We start from the raw sequence: 18,076 nt of genomic DNA, 5'->3' as shown, positions 1-18,076 counted from the left end.
CCACAGGGTCTGGTATGACGTCCGTCCCCCGAGGAAGAACCCCACCATGTCACGACTGAATCTGGCCGGCCTGTCCGCGGTGCTCCTGCTCACCGCCGCCGGCGTGGCCGAGGCGAAGCAGTGGAAGTACGCGGGCCTGCATCCGCGCACCGGCCAGCCCGCGGATGGGCTGTGCCACATCGAGATGACGCACGTGCACACCGCCTCGCCGCTGCACGCGGACGTGCTCTACCGCACGCGCGACAACGTCTACGTCTTCATCGGGGACCCGACGCCCTTCGGCTACGAGGGCCCGCGGCACGCCTACTACGGGCATCATCCGGTGGTCATCAACGTCATCATCCACGTCGACGCGGATGAGGACGACGTGGAGTACTGCTACCAGGACGGGCCGCACTACCACGCCTACGAGCCGCCGCCGCGCCACGAGTTCGTGGAGAAGGAGGACGTCTCCTACTACGCGGGCGAGTACCCCGAGGAGTACAAGCTGGCGAGCCCGAAGCTGTTGCGCGTCAACGCGGTCTACCGCCCCTGGAGCGCCCCGCGCCCGGTGGTGCGGGTGGCCCCGCCGCCCGAGTACCACGGCCCCATCATCCAGGTGGGCCTCAACCTCCCGGTGCCCAGCATCGAGGTGCGGGTGGGCACTCCTCCCCCTCCTCCGCCTCCTCCGCCCGAGCGCGAGGTGGTCATCATTCGCGAGGAGCGCGTCGTGCACGAGCACCACCACGACGACCACTGCGGCCACGACGACTACAGGAAGCACAAGAAGCACAAGAAGCACAAGGGACGGCACTGAGCATGCGGCGCGCGGCATTCCCGCTGATGGCCCTGCTGGTGGCGGGCTGCTCCAGCGGCGCGGACGATGTGATTGATGCGTGGAAGGCGGCCGGAGAGTCGCCCTCGGCGTTCACCGATGCCGGCGAGAAGCTGCCCGGTGGAAAGTGCCAGGCCGGCAAGGTGAGCGGCCTGGACACCACGGTGTGCGTCTTCGACAACGCCGAGAAGGCCAAGCAGGCCGAGGAGGCCGGGTGGACGCTCGTCGGCAACACCGTGGGCTCCACGGTGGTCTCCGGCAAGCTCGTGCTCGTCATCGCCGACCCCCGGAAGGAAGACCCCACCGGGCGGCGCATCAACGCGCTGGTGAAGACCTTCCAGCAGGAGACGCGCTGAGCGGGCGCAGGAGCACGCGGGGCGTGACGCCCGTCAGCGCCTTGAACTCGGTGATGAGGTGGGACTGGTCGTAGTAGCCCGTCGCCGCGGCGATGGCGCCCCAGTCCGGCGTGGTGGCGCGCTGTGAGGCGCGCACCGCGCGCTGGAACCGCACGACTCGCGCGAACTCCTTCGGGCCCACGCCCACCACGTCCTCGAAGGCGCGTCGCAGGTGCCGCGGGCTGATGCCCAATTCGCGCGCCAGTCCCTCGACGCGTGGCAGCTCGGTGGCCTCGGTGATGAGTCGGACGGCGCGCCGCACGACGTACGCCCCGGCGGGCTCGAACACGTCTCCGCGCTGGATGCGCTCCGTGAGGACGCCTTCCAGCACGTGCAGCCGCTCGGATACAGAGGCCGCGTCCCCGAGCCTCTCACGCAGGCGCGAGCCGTCCGCGCCCCAGAGCGTGTCGATGGACACGATGCGGTTGGTGAGCTCGGACATGGGCACGCCGAAGAAGGGATAGGCGCCCCCGGGCTTGAAGCGCACCACGAGCGTCTGCGGCGGCACCACGTCCACCGGCTTGCGCAGCACGCTCAAGCGCGTGCCGATGGCATGCACCCCACCGTAGGAAGCCGTGAAGCGCAGCACCAGGTCCGCCTCGCCATCCGGTAGCCGGATGAAGGAGCCCTCGTCGTCTCCGCCGGAGATGACGCGGAAGCACTTCACGAAGCGCGACAGCGCGCTCGCGGGCGCAACGGGGAGGACCGAGACAGTCACGCCCCAAGCATGGGCCACCGCTCCACCGCCTTCAACCCGTGCCGGGAGGAATGGCCGATTCCTCCAATCGCCCCCAGGCCATCGCGCCTATTCGAAGCGGACCATGCGAGTCCACCACATCAACTGCGGCACCCTCTGCCCCGCCAGCGCCCGCTTCGTGCTGGGCGAGGGCAGCTTCTTCTCTCGCGCACAGATGGTCTGCCACTGCCTCGTGCTGGAGACCTCCCAGGGCCTCGCCCTGGTCGACACCGGCCTGGGCACGCACGACATCCAGGACCCCTCACGCCTGGGCCAGCGCTTCATCAAGCGCAACGCGCCCCGGCTGGACCCGCGTGAGACCGCCGTCGCGCGTGTCGAGCAGCTCGGCTTCAAGCGCGAGGACGTGCGCCACATCCTCCCCACGCACCTGGACCTGGACCACGCGGGCGGCCTGGCGGACTTCCCCACCGCCGAGGTGCATGTCTTCCGCGACGAGCATGCCGCCGCGATGAAGCCCGTGGACCGCAGCAAGAAGTTCGGCTACCGGCCCCAGCAGTGGGCCCACGGGCCCCGGTGGAACGTGCACGCGGTGGACGGCGAGCGCTGGTTCGGCTTCGAGGCCGTGCGCCCCATCCCCGGCCTCTCCGACGAGGTGCTCATCGTCCCGCTCGTCGGCCACTCGGACGGCCACTGCGGCATCGCGGTGAAGACCCCGGGCGGCTGGCTGCTCCACGCGGGGGATGCGTACTTCAGCCACCGCGAAATCCACCCGGTGTCCCCGCGCAGCCCGCCCGGTGTGGCCCTCTTCCAGTGGCTGCGCTCGACGGACAACCCGGCGCGCGTGGCGAACCAGGCGCGCCTGCGGGAGCTCGTAAGAGACCACTCGAAGGCAGTGAGCGTCTTCTGCGCCCACTGCCCCACCGACTTCCAGCGCTACGGCACCGCGTAGCCGAGGAGCTGCTCCGTCACCTGTCCCTCGCAGTTGGACGCACCGGAGATGAAGTGGTCCTGCCCCTGCCCGATGCGGCAGCGGTACAGCGGCACCGTGCCCGTCACCTGCGAGGTGTAGATGTAGCCCACCGGCCCCATCGCGAACTGACCCTCGCAGTTCACATCCGGCGAGAGCAGGTTGTGGTTGCCCACGCGGCACTCGTACAACAGTCGCGTGTTCGCGGCCGCGTCGCGCAGCAGCCGCCACGAGCGCTCCACCCCGAAGCCCGGAGGAGGCAGCCGCGACGACGCCCAGTGGCCCTTCGTGGAGTGGTAGGCCCGGCGCAGGCGCGTGTACGGCAGGTCCTCGAAGCCGCAGGAGAGCTGGGGCGGGTTCAAGTCATTGCGGTTCGCCAGTGCCCACGTGGACCACGACGGCTTCGCGCTGCCGTCCGTGCGGCGCAGCCCGAGCGCCAGCCCGCCCTCCGCCGCGTTGTCCTGCATGCGGTGGTAGACGTAGTTCTCGATGCCCGGCGTCCCGAGCACGTTGCGGAACGTGTCGCAGACCGCGGCCTGCTGCGCGGCCTCGGAGGACTGCGGGCTGCCCGAGTGGATGCCACTCTCCGTGAGCTGGATTTCCCACGCGTGCGGCCGGCCCGGGTACGTCTTGCGCAACCAGCCCGCCAGCACGCCCAGGTTGCCGTACGTCACGCGCGGGTAGTCGTCCGCGGAGAACTGGGGCCGCAAGAGGTCCGGCGCATACGGGTGGTACGCCACGCGCCACGAGCGCGAGCCCGCCCGCGCGGCGATGCCGCTGATGACGGTGATGCCCGACAGCAGCGGGCTCGAGGCCGAGGGCTGGTCGAACTCGGTGCCGAAGTGGTGCGTCAGCGAGATGAGCACCTTCGCCGCGGGCTGCCACGCCACCACCTGGTCATAGGCCGCGTTGTAGTTGGCCGCGTACGTGTCCAGCCACGCCGTGACGTTGCACGCCCCCGCGCCCTGCCCGCAGCCGATGTCGAACCAGTCGTTGGAGTTGACCTCGTTGTGGATGACGAAGTCCGCGATGCGGCCATGGCCATTCTGTCCGTTGTAGAGCCACGACAGCATGCCGGCGAAGCGCCCGTAGTCCGCCGCGTTGTTGGGCGCGCAGAAGATTTCGAAGCCCGGCGCGGCCGGCGTGCACACCCGCCCCGCGCGCGCCCAGGCGGGCACGCCGTACACAATCGCCGTCACCACCAGGCCGCGCGCCGTCCACTCGCGGATGGCCGCGTCCACCCCCGCGTCCAGCACGTAGCAGCGCCCGCTGTACTCCACCCGCCCCGCCGCGCACGGCGGCGCCTGCACCGACGGCTCCCAGTTGGCCCACACCAGGTTCATGGCCACGCCGCCCGTGTTGTTGCCCGCGATTTCGTCGTAGCTGGGCCAGAAGTCGGGCTGCACGCTCTTGATGCGGTACGCGCTGCGCGTGGGGTACGGCAGCTGCGCCGACGCCACCGTGGGCATCACCAACCCCGTCAGCAGCACCGCGAGCAACCGGCTCCAACGGCGGAACTCCCAAGTCATGGATGGCTCCTGGAGAAGAGGAATGGGCCACCCTAGCCAGGAACCTGCTATTCCGTTTATTCATTTATTACCCGAGCATGATTGTCCGGGCCTCCCGCCGGGGCGCTGGCGGTAGGCTGCGCCGCCATGCCGGCCTCCCTGCTCGAAGCCTTCCTGGACCACGCCCACCGCACTCCGTCTCGCCCGCTGCTCACCTTCGAGGGCGAGGCGTACACCTATGGCGCGCTCGCCGGACGCGTCGCCGAGTTCGCTCGGGGCCTGAAGGCGCTCGGGCTGCAGCGCGGGGAGCGCGTGGCGCTGTTCCTGGAGAACAGTCCGCAGTTCGCCATCGCCTACCTCGGCGTGCAGCACGCGGGCGGCGTGGTGGTGCTCGTCAACACCGCGTACAAGCAGGTGGAGCTGGCCCACATCCTCTCCGACGCGGAGGTGCGCGCATGCGTCACCGGCGCGGCCGGTGCGGCGGAGCTGGCGCCACTGCGGGAGCAGCTCCCCTCGCTCCAGTGGCTCGTCACCGTGGAGGCTCCGGCCACCGCGCTTCCCGCGTCCCTCACGGTGGTGCCCTTCGACACGCTGCTCGCGCAGGGCACCGCCGCCTCCTCCACGCCGCTGGAGCTGCCGCGTCCCGAGGAGCTGGCGGTGCTGGGTTACACCTCCGGCACCACGGGCCGCTCCAAGGGCGCCATGCTGCTGCACCGCAACCTGCTGGCCAACGTGAAGGCCGTCACCGAGGCTTGGGGCTGGACGGAGAAAGACCGCCTGCTGCTCGCGCTGCCGCTGTTCCACACCCACGGCCTCATGGTGGGCCTGCACGGCACGCTCTACACCGGCGCCAGCGCGGACCTGCGCCGGCGCTTCGTCGCGTCGGAGGCACTGGAGGCGCTGCGCGATGACGCCTCGCTCACGATGTTCTTCGGCGTGCCCACCATGTACGGGCGCCTGCTGGAGGAGGCGCGGCGCACGGGTGTGAAGCCTCACAAGCTGCGGCTGTGGGTGTCCGGCTCGGCGCCGCTGAGCCCGCAGCTCTTCGGCGACATCGAGGCGGAGTTCGGCGCGCGCATCCTGGAGCGGTACGGGATGACGGAGACCATCATGAACACCACCAACCCGTACGACGGCGAGCGCCGCCCCGGCACGGTGGGCTTCCCCTACCCCGGCCAGGAGGCGCGCGTGGTGGACGTGCGCTCGCGCAAGCCGCTGGCCCGCGGCGAGACGGGCGAGATTGAAGTGCGCGGGCCCCACGTCTTCGCCGGCTACTGGCGCCGCCCGGACGCCACCACCGAGTCCTTCGACGCGGAGGGCTGGTTCCGCACCGGTGACCTCGGCGAGCACGACGCGGACGGCTACCTGCGGATTACCGGCCGCGCGCGCGAGCTCATCATCAGCGGCGGCTTCAACGTGTACCCGCGCGAGGTGGAGGAGGTGCTCGCCTCGCACCCCGGCGTCGCGGAGGTCGCGGTGCTCGGAATGCCAGACGCGGACTTCGGCGAGCAGGTGGTGGCGGTGGTGGTGCCGCCCGCCGGTGTGCCCGCGCCGGAAGCGCAGGCACTGGTGGACTGGTGCAAGGACCGGCTCGCCAGCTTCAAGAAGCCGCGCCGCGTGGTCTTCGTGGAGGCACTGCCTCGCAATGCACTGGGCAAGGTGCAGAAGCACCTGCTGCGAGACAGGCTGGCGGCGCGCTGAGCGCCCTTCGCGCGACTACAGGTCCCGGACCTGGTCGCGCTTGCGCTCCGCCTCGGAGCTGTCCAGGAAGCGCTTCAGGTAGGGCTTCAGGTGGCGGCTCTCGTACTGGATGAGGAGCATGCTCGTCGCGGGCGTCTGGCGTCCGATGAGGGCGAGCTGCGTCTCGCCGGTCCGCCACTCGCTCCAGAGGCCAAAGTCGTTGCGGGCCTGGATGGCCTCGAGCCGCTCTTCCTCTTCCTGCTGCCGGGACTCGGCATCCACGGGGTCCTGGGTGGAGCGGCGCTTGGAGCCAAGCTCGCGCATCCTCGCGGTGCGCTCCGTCCGGTCATTGAAGGACTCGATGTCCCACAGCTTCCGCTCCGCGTCCGCGGTGGTGTCCCGCTCGGCCACGGGCTGGCCGTACTTCATCCGCAGCAACTCCGAGAGCGAGCCGAACTCCTCCCGGAGCGGGTCCGGCTGCTCGAACTGGACGACGACGGCCGCGAGCTTGTCCATGGCGAAGAAGAAGTCCACGGTGGCGTCGCGGTCAGCGACCTCGGTGGTGGCGCGCAGGTCTCCCTCCGAGCTGGTCGTCGACGCCTCCGGGTACAGCGCCTTCACCTCCTCGGGCGACATGCCCCAGCGCGTGTCCTGGAACCCGTCGTCGCCGCGATAGGTCCGGATGAACTCCTCCTGGTGCTCCGCATTCGCGGTACGGATGGCGTCCCGCCGCTCGATGAGCGCCTGCTGCCGCGCGGACGTCCCACACGCGGCGACGAGGAAGCAGAGGGGAATGAGGCTGGCGAGGGTGCGGGACATGGGCGACTCCACGGTGCGGGGGCTGAAACAGCCGACGGTGGAGCGCGCTGGAAATTCAATCCAGGCCCGCCCTACGGCGCGGGGATGAACTTGAACTCCGCGATGACGACCTCGACCTCCTGGCCGTTCTTGGGCGCCTGCCCCTGGAAGAGCCAGAGGTTCATGTGGACCGGCAGCGGGTTCTGGGGAATGCGCTGCAGGGAGTCCGGCGGACTGAAGAGCCAGCTCGCGAACTGGTTGGTGTTGCCATTCTGGTGGCCGTGCAGCGCCTGGAAGTAGACCTGACTCGACGACCACTGGAAGCGGTGGGTGGAGTAGGTCCCCGTGAGGCTGATGGGGTAGGACTGGTGGGAATAGGTGACGCCCGTCACCGCGGGGTACACGGCCCAGTTGCCCATCTGCGACTGGCTGCCACCCCACTTCGCGAACTCGAGGTCGATTTCGTTCGTGCCGTCCGGCCCCACGTCGGGACGCGTGTAGTTGAACAGGCCCAGCACCACGTTGTCGTCGAAGAGGTCCGGCCGGCCCACCACCTTGAACTGGTAGGTGCCGAATCCCAGACGCTGCTGCGGCATGTACAGCTCCGCCGTCGTCCAGCGGCCGTCACGCCAGGCAATCTTCAGGTGGAGCCAGCCGTTCGCATCCACCCAGACGTTGCGGTCATCCCAGGTGTTGGGACCCGGGCCGCCCTGGCCACTGCGCACGTCCCACTGATAGCCGGAGAAAACGACGCTCTTCGCCTCCGCCAGCGGGGCCAGGACGAGACAGGAGAGCAGAGCGATTCCCAGCACACGTGCGCTTCTCATGGATGACCCCCGGTTCGACGCTGCATCAACCTAGGGCTCGAGCATGTCGGAGCCCAGCCCGGCGCCTCCTGGACCGGTGGCCGGGCGGGCGGCGCCGTCCCCTCGTGGGGGCCGGCGCCGCCCTTGAAGCCAGACGCGCTACGGAACGGTCGCGGTCAGCGACACGCCGGAGAACGTCGAGTAGCCGCGCACCGAGACGTACCAGGTGCCCGCGGCGGGGCTGGAGATGGTGCAGGTCTCCGCGTTGCCGCTGAGGTACGGGCGGCAGTTGTACGCCGTCGTCGTCGGCTGCGAGCCCTGGCGCACGTAGAGGTCCGCGTCACCCGTGCCGCCGGACTGGAGCACCGTGAGGCTGGTGGAGCCCGCCGGGACGGTGATGGGGAAGTGCTGGAAGCTGCTCGTCGCACCGGACAGGCCCGTCTTGGTGAGCAGCGTCGTCGTCGGAGGAGGCGTGCCGCTGATCTTCGGCGTAATCCAGCTCTCGAAGGACGACACGCGCGAGTACATGCCCGGGTAGCGCGAGTCGGCGCAGCCGTAACCCCAGCTGACGACGCCCGCCAGCACGCGGGTGCTGCCCTTGAGCACCGTCAGCGGACCGCCGCTGTCGCCCTGGCACGAGTCCTTGCCGGCCGCAGCCGCGGCGAGCTGGTCCGCGGTGATGGTCTCGCTCGGGTAGGACGTCTGCGCCGAGGCGTTGCTCAGGATGTTCACGTCCACCGTCTGCAGCGTGTTGGGGCTCGAGCCGCCACTGGACAGCGTGCCCCAGCCGGTGACGCGCGTGACGACACCCGTGTTGGTGACGCCCGAGGACGCGTCCGCCGCCGTGACGAGGCCGATGGCCTTCACGTTGGCGCCGCTCAGGTCCAACGGCGTGGACAGGCGCAGCAGCGCCACGTCCTTGCCCGTCTCGGGGCCGGAATAGCCGGGATACACGATGACCTCGGCCACCGAGCGAATCTGCCCGGAGGTGCTCATCCCGCTCAGCGTCGTGCTGCCCGCCGCCACGCGCGCCGGCTTGCTGATGACGCCGCCATCATTCACGCAGTGCTGCGCGGTCAGAATCCAGTTCGCGTTCAGCACCGAGCCGCCGCAGAAGTGGAAGCCCGAGCTCGTCTGCAGCGACACCTGCCAGGGGTTGGCGGCGATGGTCGTGTTGGTGCCACCGACGATTTCCTGCGCGTCGGACGCCACCGGCTCCTGGGTGCCCTTCTCTTCGACGACCTCCGGACCGCAACCGACCAGCAGCGACATCGCGCTCGCAACCGCCCAGCGACGCATGAACATGCCTGACGACATTCGGACCTCGGTGATGGGGGATGAAACGCGCGTACTGTGGATGTCCCGACATCACCGGTCAACGGGGATAACGCACCTGTCGGCATATGCGCGTCCATCGCTGCATTCCGAACACAGCGCGTTCAATTCCGTGGCTGGCATCCCCCGGTGGCCTACCTTCGCGGCCGAGGGAGGAAGGAGCACCTGTGACGGACACCTCTGACCTGGCGGGCTCTAGCGACGCGCGGGTCCCCAGCGGCGTGCCAGGGCTGGACACCCTGTTGCGTGGCGGCTGGCTGCGCGGTGGCACGTACATCGTCACCGGTGTGCCGGGCACGGGGAAGACCATCCTCGGCAACCAGTTCTGCTTCTCCACCGTCGCCCACGGCGGCAAGGCCATCTACCTCACCGTGCTCGCCGAGTCGCACGCGCGCATGGTGCTGCACCTGCAGGGCATGAGCTTCTTCCGCAAGGAGGAGGTGGGCCGGACGGTGAACTATGAGAGCGGCTACGCGCCCCTCAAGTCAGAGGGGCTCGCGGGCCTGAGCCGGCTCATCTTCCGCGCGGTGCGCGAGCAAGGCGCCACCGCGCTGGTGCTGGACGGGCTGTCCGCGGTGGAGGAGAGCGCCGAGTCGCGCATCGCCTTCCGCGAGTTCCTCCATGGCCTGTGCGTGCACAACGCGCTCGCGGGCTGCACCACGCTGCTGCTCACCGGCCAGAGCAGCGACGCGGCCGACCCGCAGTTCGCCATGGTGGACGGCGTCGTCCTCCTCACCATGGACCCGCAGGGCGTCAAGTCCGTGCGCAGCGTGGAGGTGGCGAAGTTCCGCGGCGCCGGGCAGCTGGCCGGCAAGCACAGCTTCGACATCTCGGACTCCGGGCTCACCATCTACCCGCGCACCGAGGCCCTCTACTCGGAGCAGGCGGAGCGCGTGCCGGAGCTGCGGGAGCGGCTGGCCTTCGGCATTCCCCGGCTGGACGAGATGCTGCACGGCGGGCTGGTGCGCTACTCGTCCACGCTCGTCTTCGGCTCTCCCGGGAGTGGCAAGACGCTGATGTGCCTGCACTTCCTGGCGGAAGGCGCGCGCCTGGGGGAGCCGGGCCTCTACTTCGGCTTCGTGGAGACTGGCGCCCGCATCCTCAACAAGGCGGACATGGTGGGCCTGGACCTGCGCGAGTACGCGAGCTCGGGCCTGGTGAGACTGGAGTCGCGCCTGGCGGTGGAGTCGCTGCCGGACGCGCTGGTGCAGGAGCTGTTCGACCTGGTGGAGAAGCACGGCATCAAGCGCCTGGTGCTGGACGGGCTGGAGCCCTTCGTCCAGGAGTCCACGGACCCCCACCGCATCCCGCGCTTCCTCACCGCGATGAACAACCAGCTGCGTGCCCTGGGCGTCACCATGCTGGCGACACAGCAGACCAACACCCTCTTCGGCCCGGTGCTGCACGCGCCGCTGGAGCGGGTGGAGGCCATCATCGACAACATCCTCCTCCTGCGCTTCGTGGAGTTGCGCTCGCAGCTCTACCGCATGCTGTCCGTGCTGAAGATGCGCGAGAGCGACAATGACCCGGCCCTCCGGCTGTTCTCCATCACCAACGAGGGCATCGACGTGGCGGAGACTTTCGAGAGCGCCGAGGCCATCCTCACCGGTCAGGCACGGCCCCTGATCCCCGGCGTGCTGAAGAAGCCGGCGAAGCCCGGCAAGCGCAGGGGGCTGTTGCGGCGCCGGAAGGGGGGCGCATGAAGCGGCTCCTCATCGTCGACGACGAGCTCGCCATCGTCGAGGCGCTCCAGGACATCCTCTCCGTGGAGGGCTACGACGTCGTCACCGCCTTCAACGGCGCGGAAGGGCTGCAGCGCATGGCGGGCGCGAAGCCGGACCTGGTGCTGCTGGACTTGATGATGCCCGTCATGGACGGCCGGGAGATGCTGCGCCGCATGCGCGAGGACGCCGCGCTGCGCGACGTCCCCGTGGTGGTGATGAGCGCCGGCCGCATCTCCGACGAGGAGCGCCGCACCAGCGCGCGCTTCCTCGCCAAGCCCTTCGAGTTGGATTTGCTGCTCGACACCATCTCCGAGCTGCTCGACAACTGAGGCCGGGCGCTCAGCCCGGCGTGCCGCGGAAGAGGACGTCCCGGTAGTACTGCAGCTCCGCGATGCTGGAGCGCACGTCCGCCAGCGCGGTGTGCCCGCTCGGCGGCTTGCGGGGCTCCACGAGGTTCGGGTACCAGGCGCGCGTCAGCACCTTGAGGCTCGTCACATCCACCATGCGGTAGTGCAGGTAGCGCTCCAGCAGGGGCATGTAGCGGAACAGGAAGCGCCGGTCCGTATGGATGGAGTTGCCGGCGAGCACGCCCTCGCCCAGCGCGCAGTGCTCGGAGATGAGGGCCGTCACGTCGCGCTCCGCCACGCGCAGCGCCGTGGTGGAGGCGCGCACCTTCTCCAAGAGCCCGTTGCGGGTGTGCATCTCCTTCACCACCGGCTCCATGCGCAGGAGCACTTCTTCCGGCTGCCAGATGACGCGCTCCATCTCCGCCAGGGGACGCAGATCCGGCCCGGTGATGATGACGCCTATCTCGATGATGGCGCACGTCTCCGGGTCCAATCCCGTCATCTCCAGGTCCAACCAAACGAAGCGCTGCTCACGCGAAATCATGCGGTCACCCTACCAGCCCGGGGACGGGGTGCGAGGCTCAATCCTCCAGCACCGTCAGGACATCCACTTCCGACTCCAGCGTCTGGTGCACCGGGCAGCGGTCCGCCATGGCCGTGAGCTTCGCGCGCTGCTCCTCCGAGAGCGGGCCCACCAGCTTCACCGAGCGTTTGAGCCGGTCCACCTTCCGCGTCTTCGTCTCGCACTCCTGGCAGTCCTTCGCGTGCACCTTGTCGTGGCTGAGTTGCACGTGGACGTGCTCCAGCGGCCAGCCCTTGCGCGACGCGTACATGCGCAGCGTCATGGCCGTACACGCGCCCAGTGCGGCCAGCAGCAGGCCATAGGGTGTGGGGCCCGAGTCCTCGCCGCCCACGCTCAGCGGCTCGTCCGCGCGCAGCCGGTGCCGACCCGTGCGGATGTCCTGGGCGAAGCTTCCCTCCCCCGCTTCGTGGACCTCCACCACGCCCGGCGGCAGTGGGGCCTCGCGCTCCGTCACCGGCGTCACGTGCCGCGCGGCCCACGGGCCCAGCACGTCCGCGGCGAGCGACGCGTCCGCCTCGCGGGAGAGGAAGTGGTCCGCGCCGTCCAGCAGGAACAGGCTGCCCGGACGCCTCGCCGCCGCCAGCAGGCGCCGCGCGTGCTCCAGCGACACGTACCGGTCCTCGGGCGCGTGCAGCACCAGCACCGCGCCCGGGAAGGCGCCCAGCGCCTGGGCCACCCGCTCCGCGGCGATGTCGTGGAGGAAGCCCTTCGCCAGGCGCAGCCGTCCGGGGCCCAGGGAGACTTCGCCCTCCTGTGCCTCGCGCTCAAGCGCCGTCAGTCGCTCGAGCACGGGCTCCGGGCCTGAAGGTGCGTTCACCAGGGCCAGCGCGGCGACCTCCGGCAGGCGGGGCAGCGCCGCCGCCGCCGCGGTGCCTCCCAGGCTGTGGCCCACCAGCAGGCGGGCCGGCGGGTAGCGCTCGCGCAGCCACGCCGCCGCCTCCACCACCGCGTCCACCGAGGGCAGCGTGTCCGGCTTCGTCTGGGCGCCGTCGCTACCGACGGGCGGCGCGGTGAAGTCGACTCGCAGCACCGCGAAGCCGCGGGACACCAGCGCATGGCACAGCCGCGCCGGCCCGGGCGACTGGCCCAGGCACGCGAAGCACGACACCAGCACCGCGCTGGCGGCGGGCCTGCCGGGTGGCAACTCCAGCACCGCCGTCACCGGGACACCGCCCGCGCCGCGCAGCTCCACCGCCCGGGTGCCCATCCGTGCCTCCTCTCGTGCGGCTCAGCCCTGCACCTCGAACTCCGCCATCCACCGCCCGTCCGCGCTCCGCCGCACGGTGGGCCTCGTAAGCGACAGGTGGCGCAGGCCGAGGGCGCCGTGGTGCCGCGCCGGGTCCATGGGCTCGCCGAAGGCATGGCCGAACAGGTGGCGCCCGTCCAGGCGCACCGCGAAGCACCGGAAGCGCAGCCGCCGCGCGGCCATGTTGTGGACGATGGCGCCCAGCCAGTCCGCGAGCAGGTGGTCCAGGTCCTTCGCGTCGCACTCCATCTCCACCTCCTCGCGCACCTCCACCGTGGCCGGGTCCGCCACCAGCGCGCACAGCGCCACCGCGGCCTGCTCCAGCGCCTGCTCCTCCGAGCGGCCCTCGCCGCGCACTGTCCTCGTCATGCCGGGGGCGGGGTGTTCCGCCCGGGGTAGCGCGGCGCCCGCGTCGGGCACGGGTCCAGCGTCCATGGTGCCTCCTTCGGAGTCCCTCGCGAGCGCGGGGCTCCCCTGCGTGTCCAGGCTCATGCGCGCGCCTCCGGCATGGCCGCGCCGAGGCAGCGCGTGAACCACTCCGCCGCCAGGCGCGACACCTCCTCCAGCGCGCCGGACTCCTCGAAGAGGTGCGTGGCGTTGGGGATGATGCGGATGTCCTTCAGGCCCTCCAGCCGCGCCAGCGCCTCCTCGTTCAGCTCCAGCACGCCGATGTCCCGCCCGCCGACGAGCAGCAGCGTGGGCGCCTGCACGCGCGCAAGAATCGGCCCGGCCAGGTCCGGCCGCCCGCCGCGCGACACCACCGCGTGGATGAGGTCCGGGTGCAGCGCCGCCGCCACCAGCGCCGCCGCCGCGCCCGTGCTGGAGCCGAAGTAGCCGAAGCGCAGCGGTGCCAGCTCCGGCTGTCCCCGCGCCCACTCCGTCACCGCCGCCAGCCGCCGCGCGAGGAAGGGGATGTCGAAGCGCAGCTCGCCGGTGTGCGCGTCGCGCGCTTCCTCCTCTTCGCTGAGCAGGTCGAACAGCAGCGTGCCCAGCCCGGCTTCCCGCAGCGCGCGCGCCACGGCGCGGTTGCGCGGGCTGAAGCGGCTGCTGCCGCTGCCGTGCGCGAAGATGACCAGCCCGTGCGCCCCGGAGGGCAGCCCCAGGCTCCCGCCCAGCTCCACGCCGCCCGCCACCACCTTCACCTCTCGTACGTCCGGGTCCGTGCTCCTCCCGTGTTTCATGTAGCCATGCCTCCTCGTCTCACATCCAGAAACCTCCGGGGTCCGTGGACTCCAGCACCTCGCGCGGGTAGGGCGGCTGGCGCGAGCGCTCCAGCAACTGCCGCACCTCCACGTCCGGCACGGGGCGGTGGTCGACGTAGGCCTCGGACACCGAGTGCAGGGCATCAATCGTCCGCACGCAGTGCACCGCGTCCGCCAGGGGACGCACCACGTCCAGCGCGTGCGGTGTGGCCACCGGCGCGGCCAGCACCAGCCGCGCGACGCCCAGCTTGCGCAGGGCCTGGAGCGCCGCGGCGGCGGTGGCGCCCGTCACCAGCCCGTCGTCCACGAGCAGCACCGTGGCGCCGCCCAGCGCCAGGAAGCTGCGCCCGCGCAGGAGCTGCGCCTCGGAGTCCACCTCGGCCGACGCGTCATTCGCGAGGTTGTTGAACGCCCGCTCGGCAACCGGCGACAGACGGAGCGCCTCACGGTCCAGGTACAGGCCACCGCCCTCGGACACGGCGCCCAGCGTCGTCGGACGTCCCGGGATGTCCACCTTCCGCGCCACCCAGACCTGGAGGGGTGCCTCCAGGGCGCGTGCCACCTCGTAGGCCACACGCATGCCGCCGCGTGCCAGTCCCAGCACGCCCACGTTCATGCCCCGGTAGGACAACAGCCGGGTCGCCAGTTGGCGGCCTCCTTCTGCCCGGTCCTGAAAGCGCATCGCCATCCTCCACCCCTCAAGGTGAAGCACGGCGGGCGCGGGTGGCGGCGGAGGTCCGGGCAGAGGCCCTCCCGCCGGATTGCTTCCGGGGGGAGCACCGGGCCCCGCGCCCCCGGCCCGGAAGGCGCGCTAGGGTAGAGGCCATGGACCCCGTCCTCCTCATTGGCACTGCCAGCCCCCACCTGGGGCGAGCCCTCGGCGCCGCCCTGGGTGTGGCCCCTTCCGACTGCCACTTCGAGCGCTTCCCCGATGGGGAGATGCACGTGGAGGTGCCCGCGTCGGTGCGCGGGCGCACCGCCGTCATCGTGCAGGCGACGACTCCGCCCACGGGCGAGCACCTGCTGGAATTGCTGCTCATGGCGGATGCGTGCTGGCGGGCGGGCGCGGCCCGGCTGGAGGCGGTGGTGCCGTACCTGGGCTACGCCCGGCAGGACCGGCGCGCCCGGCCAGGCGAGCCCCTGGGTGGCCGGCTGATAGCAGACATGCTGTCGCAGGGGCGGTTCGCCCGGGTGCTGGTGGTGGACCTGCACAGCCCCGCGCTGGAGGGGTGCTTCGGCGCGCCGCTGGAGCACCTCACCGCGCTGCCGCTGCTGGCGGAGGCGCTGCGGCCGAACGTGACGGACACGTCGGTGGTGGTGGCGCCGGATTTGGGCGCGGTGAAGCGCGCGGAGGCGCTGGCGCGGTTGCTGGGACGCCCGTGGGCGGTGATTCACAAGGTGCGACTGAGCGGCGATGAGGTCCACGCCAGCGGACTGATGGGCGAGGTGCGCGGACGGCGTCCGATTCTCGTGGACGACATGGTGTCCACGGGAGGCACGCTCGCGGCGGCGGCCGGCACGCTGCGCGAGGCGGGCTGCGCGGAGGACTTCACGGTGGTGACGACGCACGCGCTGCTGGTGGGCCCCGCGATTGAACGGCTGCGCACGCTGCCGCTGACGCGGCTGGTGAGTACGGACAGCGTGGAGCCGCCCACGGGGTTGCCGTTCCCGCATGAGGTGGTGACGCTGGCGCCGCTGGTGGCTCGCGCGCTTCGGCCTTGAGGCGCTTTCGCACGGCCAGGGCACTGAGGCGGTGCGCCCTGGCATGGGCCGTCATGGGATTGGCGTGTGGGCCGCCTCGCGCCCTCACACGTCCCGTCGCACGGGAAGAGGACCCGTCCATCGTCTTCCCCCACTTCTTCGAGCAGACCGTGGTGGAGGTCGGCGCGCAGGGAGGAACGTACGAGCTGGATGGCGCCACCCTGCGGGCTCTCACCCTTGCCGCGAATGACTTCCTGCCTTCACACGCGAAGCAGCCCGCATGCGAGGACCGACAGGAGTCGCATCGCTACCGGGTCATCCGCCATGCGGAGATCATCTTCGTCCGAATCGACGAAGACCCTCAGGCCTGTGGCCAGCAGACTCCCGCACTGCACTCAGGCGCCAGCTACGCCATCAGCCGGGATGGGCGAATCCTCCGGAGTCTCATGGATGGACAGCCGACCGAACTCCTCCGTCCGGAAGGCCCGGATGCGGGCGACATGGGAGTGCCCGCGGCACCCGGGGTGTCCTCCCAATCCTCCGAGACACCGAGCGACCCGCAACACCTCCCACCCTCGCTGCGACCGGATGGCGGCGCCTCGCTGCCCTGAGGTGCTGCCCCTTCAGGCGCACCAACGACAAGGGGCGGAAGGCACCCGAAGCGCCCTCCACCCCTTCGTCAATTCCAGACGTCTACGCAGCGAGCACTAGCCAATCTTCGCCTTGTACTCCTGCATCCACTGCGTGACCTGCTTGAGGTACAGCCCGCTGTCGTTCTCCGTCGGGGGCGCGTACTTGTTGATGAGGCCCTTGAAGTCGCCGCGGTCGATGAAGTCGCGGTACGCGGGGCCGCCGAGCAGCCGGAAGTAGGCCTCCACGCCGCTCTTCACGTCGGGGAAGTGCGCGAAGCTGCCGTTCGGCTTGCCGCCGAACTGCGTCTCCCACTGCGCGAAGCGCAGGTTGCCCGGGTTGTTGTTCTTCACGGCCGAGCCCGCCGTCATGAACGACGCTTCCTTGCGGAACATCGCCAGCGCCAGCTCCGGCGGCACGTTGTACTTCTTGGACATCGCCACGATGTGCGCGCCCTGACCCGCCAGGCCCGTGCCCTTCAGAATCTGGTCAATCTTCGCCGCCTTCGCCGCGTCCGAGCCCGTGGGCGCAGTCGGCCCCGTGACGGGGCCCGTGGGGCCCGGGCCCTGCGTGCCACCGTTGCCCTTGAGCGCCTCGGTCATCGCCGCGCGCGTCTTGGGGCCGAAGATGCCGGAGTTGGGGCTGATGGCGTGGTCCTTCTGGAACTTCGCCACCGCCGCTTCCGTCTTCGGACCGAACATGCCCGGGCCGGTGTTCACCTGCGCCTGCGTCATGTAGCCCAGCTTGACGAGCGCCTTCTGCAGCTTGAGCACCTCCGCGCCTTCCGCGCCGCGCTTGAGGTCCGTCTTCGGCACGCTCACGCCACCAGTGGAGGGAGGCGTGGTGGGCGTCGTGGGCGGGGTGGTGGTGGGCGGCTTCGTGGGCTCGGTGGGCGGCTTGCCGGTGGCCTTGCCGCTGTCGTTCACCCAGTACTCGGGCTTCGCGTTGCCGAAGCCGTCCTTGATGTGCTTGCTGTTGAAGTTCTTCCCACCGGCCTGCGCCGACGCGGGCCCCTGCGCCGTGACTTCACCGGGGCGCACCACCGCCACGTGGCCGATACCGCCCGGGTTCTTCCACAGCGCGACGGAGGGGTGGCCCTCGTTGGCCATCTTCTGCGCTTCCTCCGGCGTCGCCTTCCGCCAGCCATTCTCCGCGCCGTGCTGGTGCATCCAGTCCACGGTGGAGTTGGCGTTCATCTCCCGGCCCTTGCCCGGGGCCACGGAGTTGCCGTTGCCGTCCACCCAGTGGGGAATCTCCGCGCCCATCGCGCGCGTCACGTCCCACAGGAAGATGTTGCAGAAGGTGTCGCGCGTGCCGTCACCGTTGGAGTCGCGCGGCGTGTAGCGCGGGTTGTTGCCCACCGCGAACTGGTTGATGACCTGGTTGTACGTGTCCGCGTTGCGGTTCTTCGGGTCACCCCGCAGCGGCGGGTTCGTCACCTGCGCGGCATTGGTGTTGGTCGTGCCGGGAGCCGGCTTGCTGCCATCGAAGCGCGGAGGGGCGCTGGCCGTGCGGAAGGTGGGGGCGCTGGCGGTGGCGCTGCGGACAGTCATGGTCTTCCTCGGATAAGGCAACGTTCTGGTGGGATTGTCGCAGGCTGTGCGCCGAAGTTGCCATGGGCCCTCCCCACGCCGGGACTCGGC

The 18,076-nt window shown here is 70.5% G+C and carries 19 protein-coding genes; 8 read left to right on the top strand and 11 right to left on the bottom strand.

Features of this window, described 5'->3' with window-relative positions; genetic code table 11:
• Positions 1-46 precede the first annotated feature (46 nt).
• A complete protein-coding gene (locus tag G4D86_RS08395; protein ID WP_163991378.1) occupies positions 47-796 on the top strand; it encodes a hypothetical protein in 750 nt (249 codons plus the stop codon).
• Positions 797-798: 2 nt separating this feature from the next.
• Positions 799-1,170: a hypothetical protein gene (locus G4D86_RS08390; RefSeq protein ID WP_163991376.1), complete on the top strand. Its 372-nt coding sequence runs from the start codon at positions 799-801 to the stop codon at positions 1,168-1,170.
• Here G4D86_RS08390 and G4D86_RS08385 read toward each other — a convergent pair.
• The gene (locus G4D86_RS08385) at positions 1,130-1,927 is read right to left on the bottom strand and encodes a helix-turn-helix domain-containing protein (RefSeq protein WP_240360122.1); all 798 of its coding nucleotides are present in this window, start codon (positions 1,925-1,927) and stop codon (positions 1,130-1,132) included. The two genes, G4D86_RS08390 and G4D86_RS08385, sit on opposite strands and share 41 nt — an antisense overlap.
• 103 nt (positions 1,928-2,030) lie before the next feature.
• Here G4D86_RS08385 and G4D86_RS08380 point away from each other — a divergent pair, with 103 nt between their 5' ends.
• A complete protein-coding gene (locus G4D86_RS08380; protein WP_163991374.1) occupies positions 2,031-2,855 on the top strand; it encodes an MBL fold metallo-hydrolase in 825 nt (274 codons plus the stop codon).
• On the opposite strand, the gene G4D86_RS08375 is transcribed toward G4D86_RS08380, so the two are convergent.
• The gene (locus G4D86_RS08375) at positions 2,840-4,402 is read right to left on the bottom strand and encodes a DUF5722 domain-containing protein (RefSeq protein ID WP_240360121.1); all 1,563 of its coding nucleotides are present in this window, start codon (positions 4,400-4,402) and stop codon (positions 2,840-2,842) included. The genes G4D86_RS08380 and G4D86_RS08375 overlap by 16 nt on opposite strands.
• A 126-nt stretch (positions 4,403-4,528) precedes the next feature.
• Here G4D86_RS08375 and G4D86_RS08370 point away from each other — a divergent pair, with 126 nt between their 5' ends.
• Positions 4,529-6,082, top strand: coding sequence for an AMP-binding protein (locus G4D86_RS08370; RefSeq protein WP_163991372.1), 1,554 nt, complete (start codon positions 4,529-4,531; stop codon positions 6,080-6,082).
• Positions 6,083-6,097: 15 nt separating this feature from the next.
• Here G4D86_RS08370 and G4D86_RS08365 read toward each other — a convergent pair whose 3' ends face one another.
• The 3 genes from G4D86_RS08365 to G4D86_RS08355 form a co-directional block, all read right to left on the bottom strand.
• Positions 6,098-6,880: a hypothetical protein gene (locus G4D86_RS08365; protein ID WP_163991371.1), complete on the bottom strand. Its 783-nt coding sequence runs from the start codon at positions 6,878-6,880 to the stop codon at positions 6,098-6,100.
• 71 nt (positions 6,881-6,951) lie between these two features.
• Positions 6,952-7,686 (bottom strand): glycoside hydrolase family 16 protein, encoded by a 735-nt coding sequence (locus G4D86_RS08360; protein WP_163991369.1) that lies wholly within the window; start codon positions 7,684-7,686, stop codon positions 6,952-6,954.
• 138 nt (positions 7,687-7,824) lie between these two features.
• On the bottom strand, positions 7,825-8,964 hold the full coding sequence (locus G4D86_RS08355) for a trypsin-like serine protease (protein ID WP_275899100.1): 1,140 nt from the start codon (positions 8,962-8,964) through the stop codon (positions 7,825-7,827).
• A gap of 203 nt (positions 8,965-9,167) precedes the next feature.
• Here G4D86_RS08355 and G4D86_RS08350 point away from each other — a divergent pair, with 203 nt between their 5' ends.
• On the top strand, positions 9,168-10,703 hold the full coding sequence (locus tag G4D86_RS08350; RefSeq protein WP_163991364.1) for an ATPase domain-containing protein: 1,536 nt from the start codon (positions 9,168-9,170) through the stop codon (positions 10,701-10,703).
• Positions 10,700-11,053, top strand: coding sequence for a response regulator (locus tag G4D86_RS08345; protein ID WP_163991362.1), 354 nt, complete (start codon positions 10,700-10,702; stop codon positions 11,051-11,053). The genes G4D86_RS08350 and G4D86_RS08345 overlap by 4 nt, the downstream gene beginning before the upstream one ends.
• A gap of 10 nt (positions 11,054-11,063) precedes the next feature.
• Here the strand turns inward: G4D86_RS08345 and orn are convergent, their stop codons facing one another.
• From orn to G4D86_RS08320, 5 genes are read right to left on the bottom strand one after another with little or no spacing between them, the layout of a single operon-like run.
• Complete coding sequence (gene orn / locus G4D86_RS08340; RefSeq protein WP_163991359.1) at positions 11,064-11,615, bottom strand: oligoribonuclease; 552 nt, start codon at positions 11,613-11,615, stop codon at positions 11,064-11,066.
• A 37-nt stretch (positions 11,616-11,652) separates the two neighbouring features.
• Positions 11,653-12,861 carry an alpha/beta fold hydrolase gene (locus G4D86_RS08335; protein WP_163991357.1) on the bottom strand — a complete coding sequence of 403 codons (1,209 nt, stop codon included), beginning with the start codon at positions 12,859-12,861 and terminating at the stop codon, positions 11,653-11,655.
• Between the two features lie 21 nt (positions 12,862-12,882).
• Positions 12,883-13,335: an archease gene (locus tag G4D86_RS08330; protein ID WP_240360120.1), complete on the bottom strand. Its 453-nt coding sequence runs from the start codon at positions 13,333-13,335 to the stop codon at positions 12,883-12,885.
• 53 nt (positions 13,336-13,388) lie between these two features.
• A complete protein-coding gene (locus tag G4D86_RS08325; RefSeq protein ID WP_163991353.1) occupies positions 13,389-14,081 on the bottom strand; it encodes a dienelactone hydrolase family protein in 693 nt (230 codons plus the stop codon).
• Positions 14,082-14,100: 19 nt separating this feature from the next.
• Positions 14,101-14,784 (bottom strand): phosphoribosyltransferase, encoded by a 684-nt coding sequence (locus G4D86_RS08320; protein WP_163991351.1) that lies wholly within the window; start codon positions 14,782-14,784, stop codon positions 14,101-14,103.
• Between the two features lie 143 nt (positions 14,785-14,927).
• Here G4D86_RS08320 and G4D86_RS08315 point away from each other — a divergent pair, with 143 nt between their 5' ends.
• Entirely contained in the window at positions 14,928-15,824 is an 897-nt protein-coding gene (locus G4D86_RS08315; RefSeq protein WP_163991349.1) for a ribose-phosphate diphosphokinase, read from the top strand.
• A gap of 53 nt (positions 15,825-15,877) precedes the next feature.
• Positions 15,878-16,414 carry a hypothetical protein gene (locus G4D86_RS08310; protein WP_163991347.1) on the top strand — a complete coding sequence of 179 codons (537 nt, stop codon included), beginning with the start codon at positions 15,878-15,880 and terminating at the stop codon, positions 16,412-16,414.
• Positions 16,415-16,510: 96 nt separating this feature from the next.
• On the opposite strand, the gene G4D86_RS08305 is transcribed toward G4D86_RS08310, so the two are convergent.
• The gene (locus tag G4D86_RS08305; RefSeq protein WP_163991345.1) at positions 16,511-17,986 is read right to left on the bottom strand and encodes a peptidoglycan-binding protein; all 1,476 of its coding nucleotides are present in this window, start codon (positions 17,984-17,986) and stop codon (positions 16,511-16,513) included.
• Positions 17,987-18,076: the final 90 nt, after the last annotated feature.

Source organism: Pyxidicoccus caerfyrddinensis, assembly GCF_010894405.1.
Taxonomy (GTDB): domain Bacteria; phylum Myxococcota; class Myxococcia; order Myxococcales; family Myxococcaceae; genus Myxococcus; species Myxococcus caerfyrddinensis.
Note: the sequence above shows the minus strand (reverse complement) of the source record. Positions and strands in the feature narration are given on the sequence as shown.

Excerpts from the sequence above, each read along its gene's own strand:
- G4D86_RS08325 (WP_163991353.1), bottom strand. The coding sequence starts at position 14,081 with ATGAAACACGGGAGGAGCACGGACCCGGACGTACGAGAGGTGAAGGTG.
- G4D86_RS08390 (WP_163991376.1), top strand. The coding sequence starts at position 799 with ATGCGGCGCGCGGCATTCCCGCTGATGGCCCTGCTGGTGGCGGGCTGC.
- G4D86_RS08330 (WP_240360120.1), bottom strand. The coding sequence starts at position 13,335 with ATGGACGCTGGACCCGTGCCCGACGCGGGCGCCGCGCTACCCCGGGCG.
- G4D86_RS08315 (WP_163991349.1), top strand. The coding sequence starts at position 14,928 with ATGGACCCCGTCCTCCTCATTGGCACTGCCAGCCCCCACCTGGGGCGA.
- G4D86_RS08310 (WP_163991347.1), top strand. The coding sequence starts at position 15,878 with ATGGGATTGGCGTGTGGGCCGCCTCGCGCCCTCACACGTCCCGTCGCA.
- G4D86_RS08335 (WP_163991357.1), bottom strand. The coding sequence starts at position 12,861 with ATGGGCACCCGGGCGGTGGAGCTGCGCGGCGCGGGCGGTGTCCCGGTG.
- G4D86_RS08360 (WP_163991369.1), bottom strand. The coding sequence starts at position 7,686 with ATGAGAAGCGCACGTGTGCTGGGAATCGCTCTGCTCTCCTGTCTCGTC.
- G4D86_RS08305 (WP_163991345.1), bottom strand. The coding sequence starts at position 17,986 with ATGACTGTCCGCAGCGCCACCGCCAGCGCCCCCACCTTCCGCACGGCC.
- G4D86_RS08345 (WP_163991362.1), top strand. The coding sequence starts at position 10,700 with ATGAAGCGGCTCCTCATCGTCGACGACGAGCTCGCCATCGTCGAGGCG.
- G4D86_RS08355 (WP_275899100.1), bottom strand. The coding sequence starts at position 8,964 with ATGCGTCGCTGGGCGGTTGCGAGCGCGATGTCGCTGCTGGTCGGTTGC.
- G4D86_RS08375 (WP_240360121.1), bottom strand. The coding sequence starts at position 4,402 with ATGACTTGGGAGTTCCGCCGTTGGAGCCGGTTGCTCGCGGTGCTGCTG.
- G4D86_RS08395 (WP_163991378.1), top strand. The coding sequence starts at position 47 with ATGTCACGACTGAATCTGGCCGGCCTGTCCGCGGTGCTCCTGCTCACC.
- G4D86_RS08365 (WP_163991371.1), bottom strand. The coding sequence starts at position 6,880 with ATGTCCCGCACCCTCGCCAGCCTCATTCCCCTCTGCTTCCTCGTCGCC.
- G4D86_RS08380 (WP_163991374.1), top strand. The coding sequence starts at position 2,031 with ATGCGAGTCCACCACATCAACTGCGGCACCCTCTGCCCCGCCAGCGCC.
- G4D86_RS08370 (WP_163991372.1), top strand. The coding sequence starts at position 4,529 with ATGCCGGCCTCCCTGCTCGAAGCCTTCCTGGACCACGCCCACCGCACT.
- G4D86_RS08320 (WP_163991351.1), bottom strand. The coding sequence starts at position 14,784 with ATGCGCTTTCAGGACCGGGCAGAAGGAGGCCGCCAACTGGCGACCCGG.
- orn (WP_163991359.1), bottom strand. The coding sequence starts at position 11,615 with ATGATTTCGCGTGAGCAGCGCTTCGTTTGGTTGGACCTGGAGATGACG.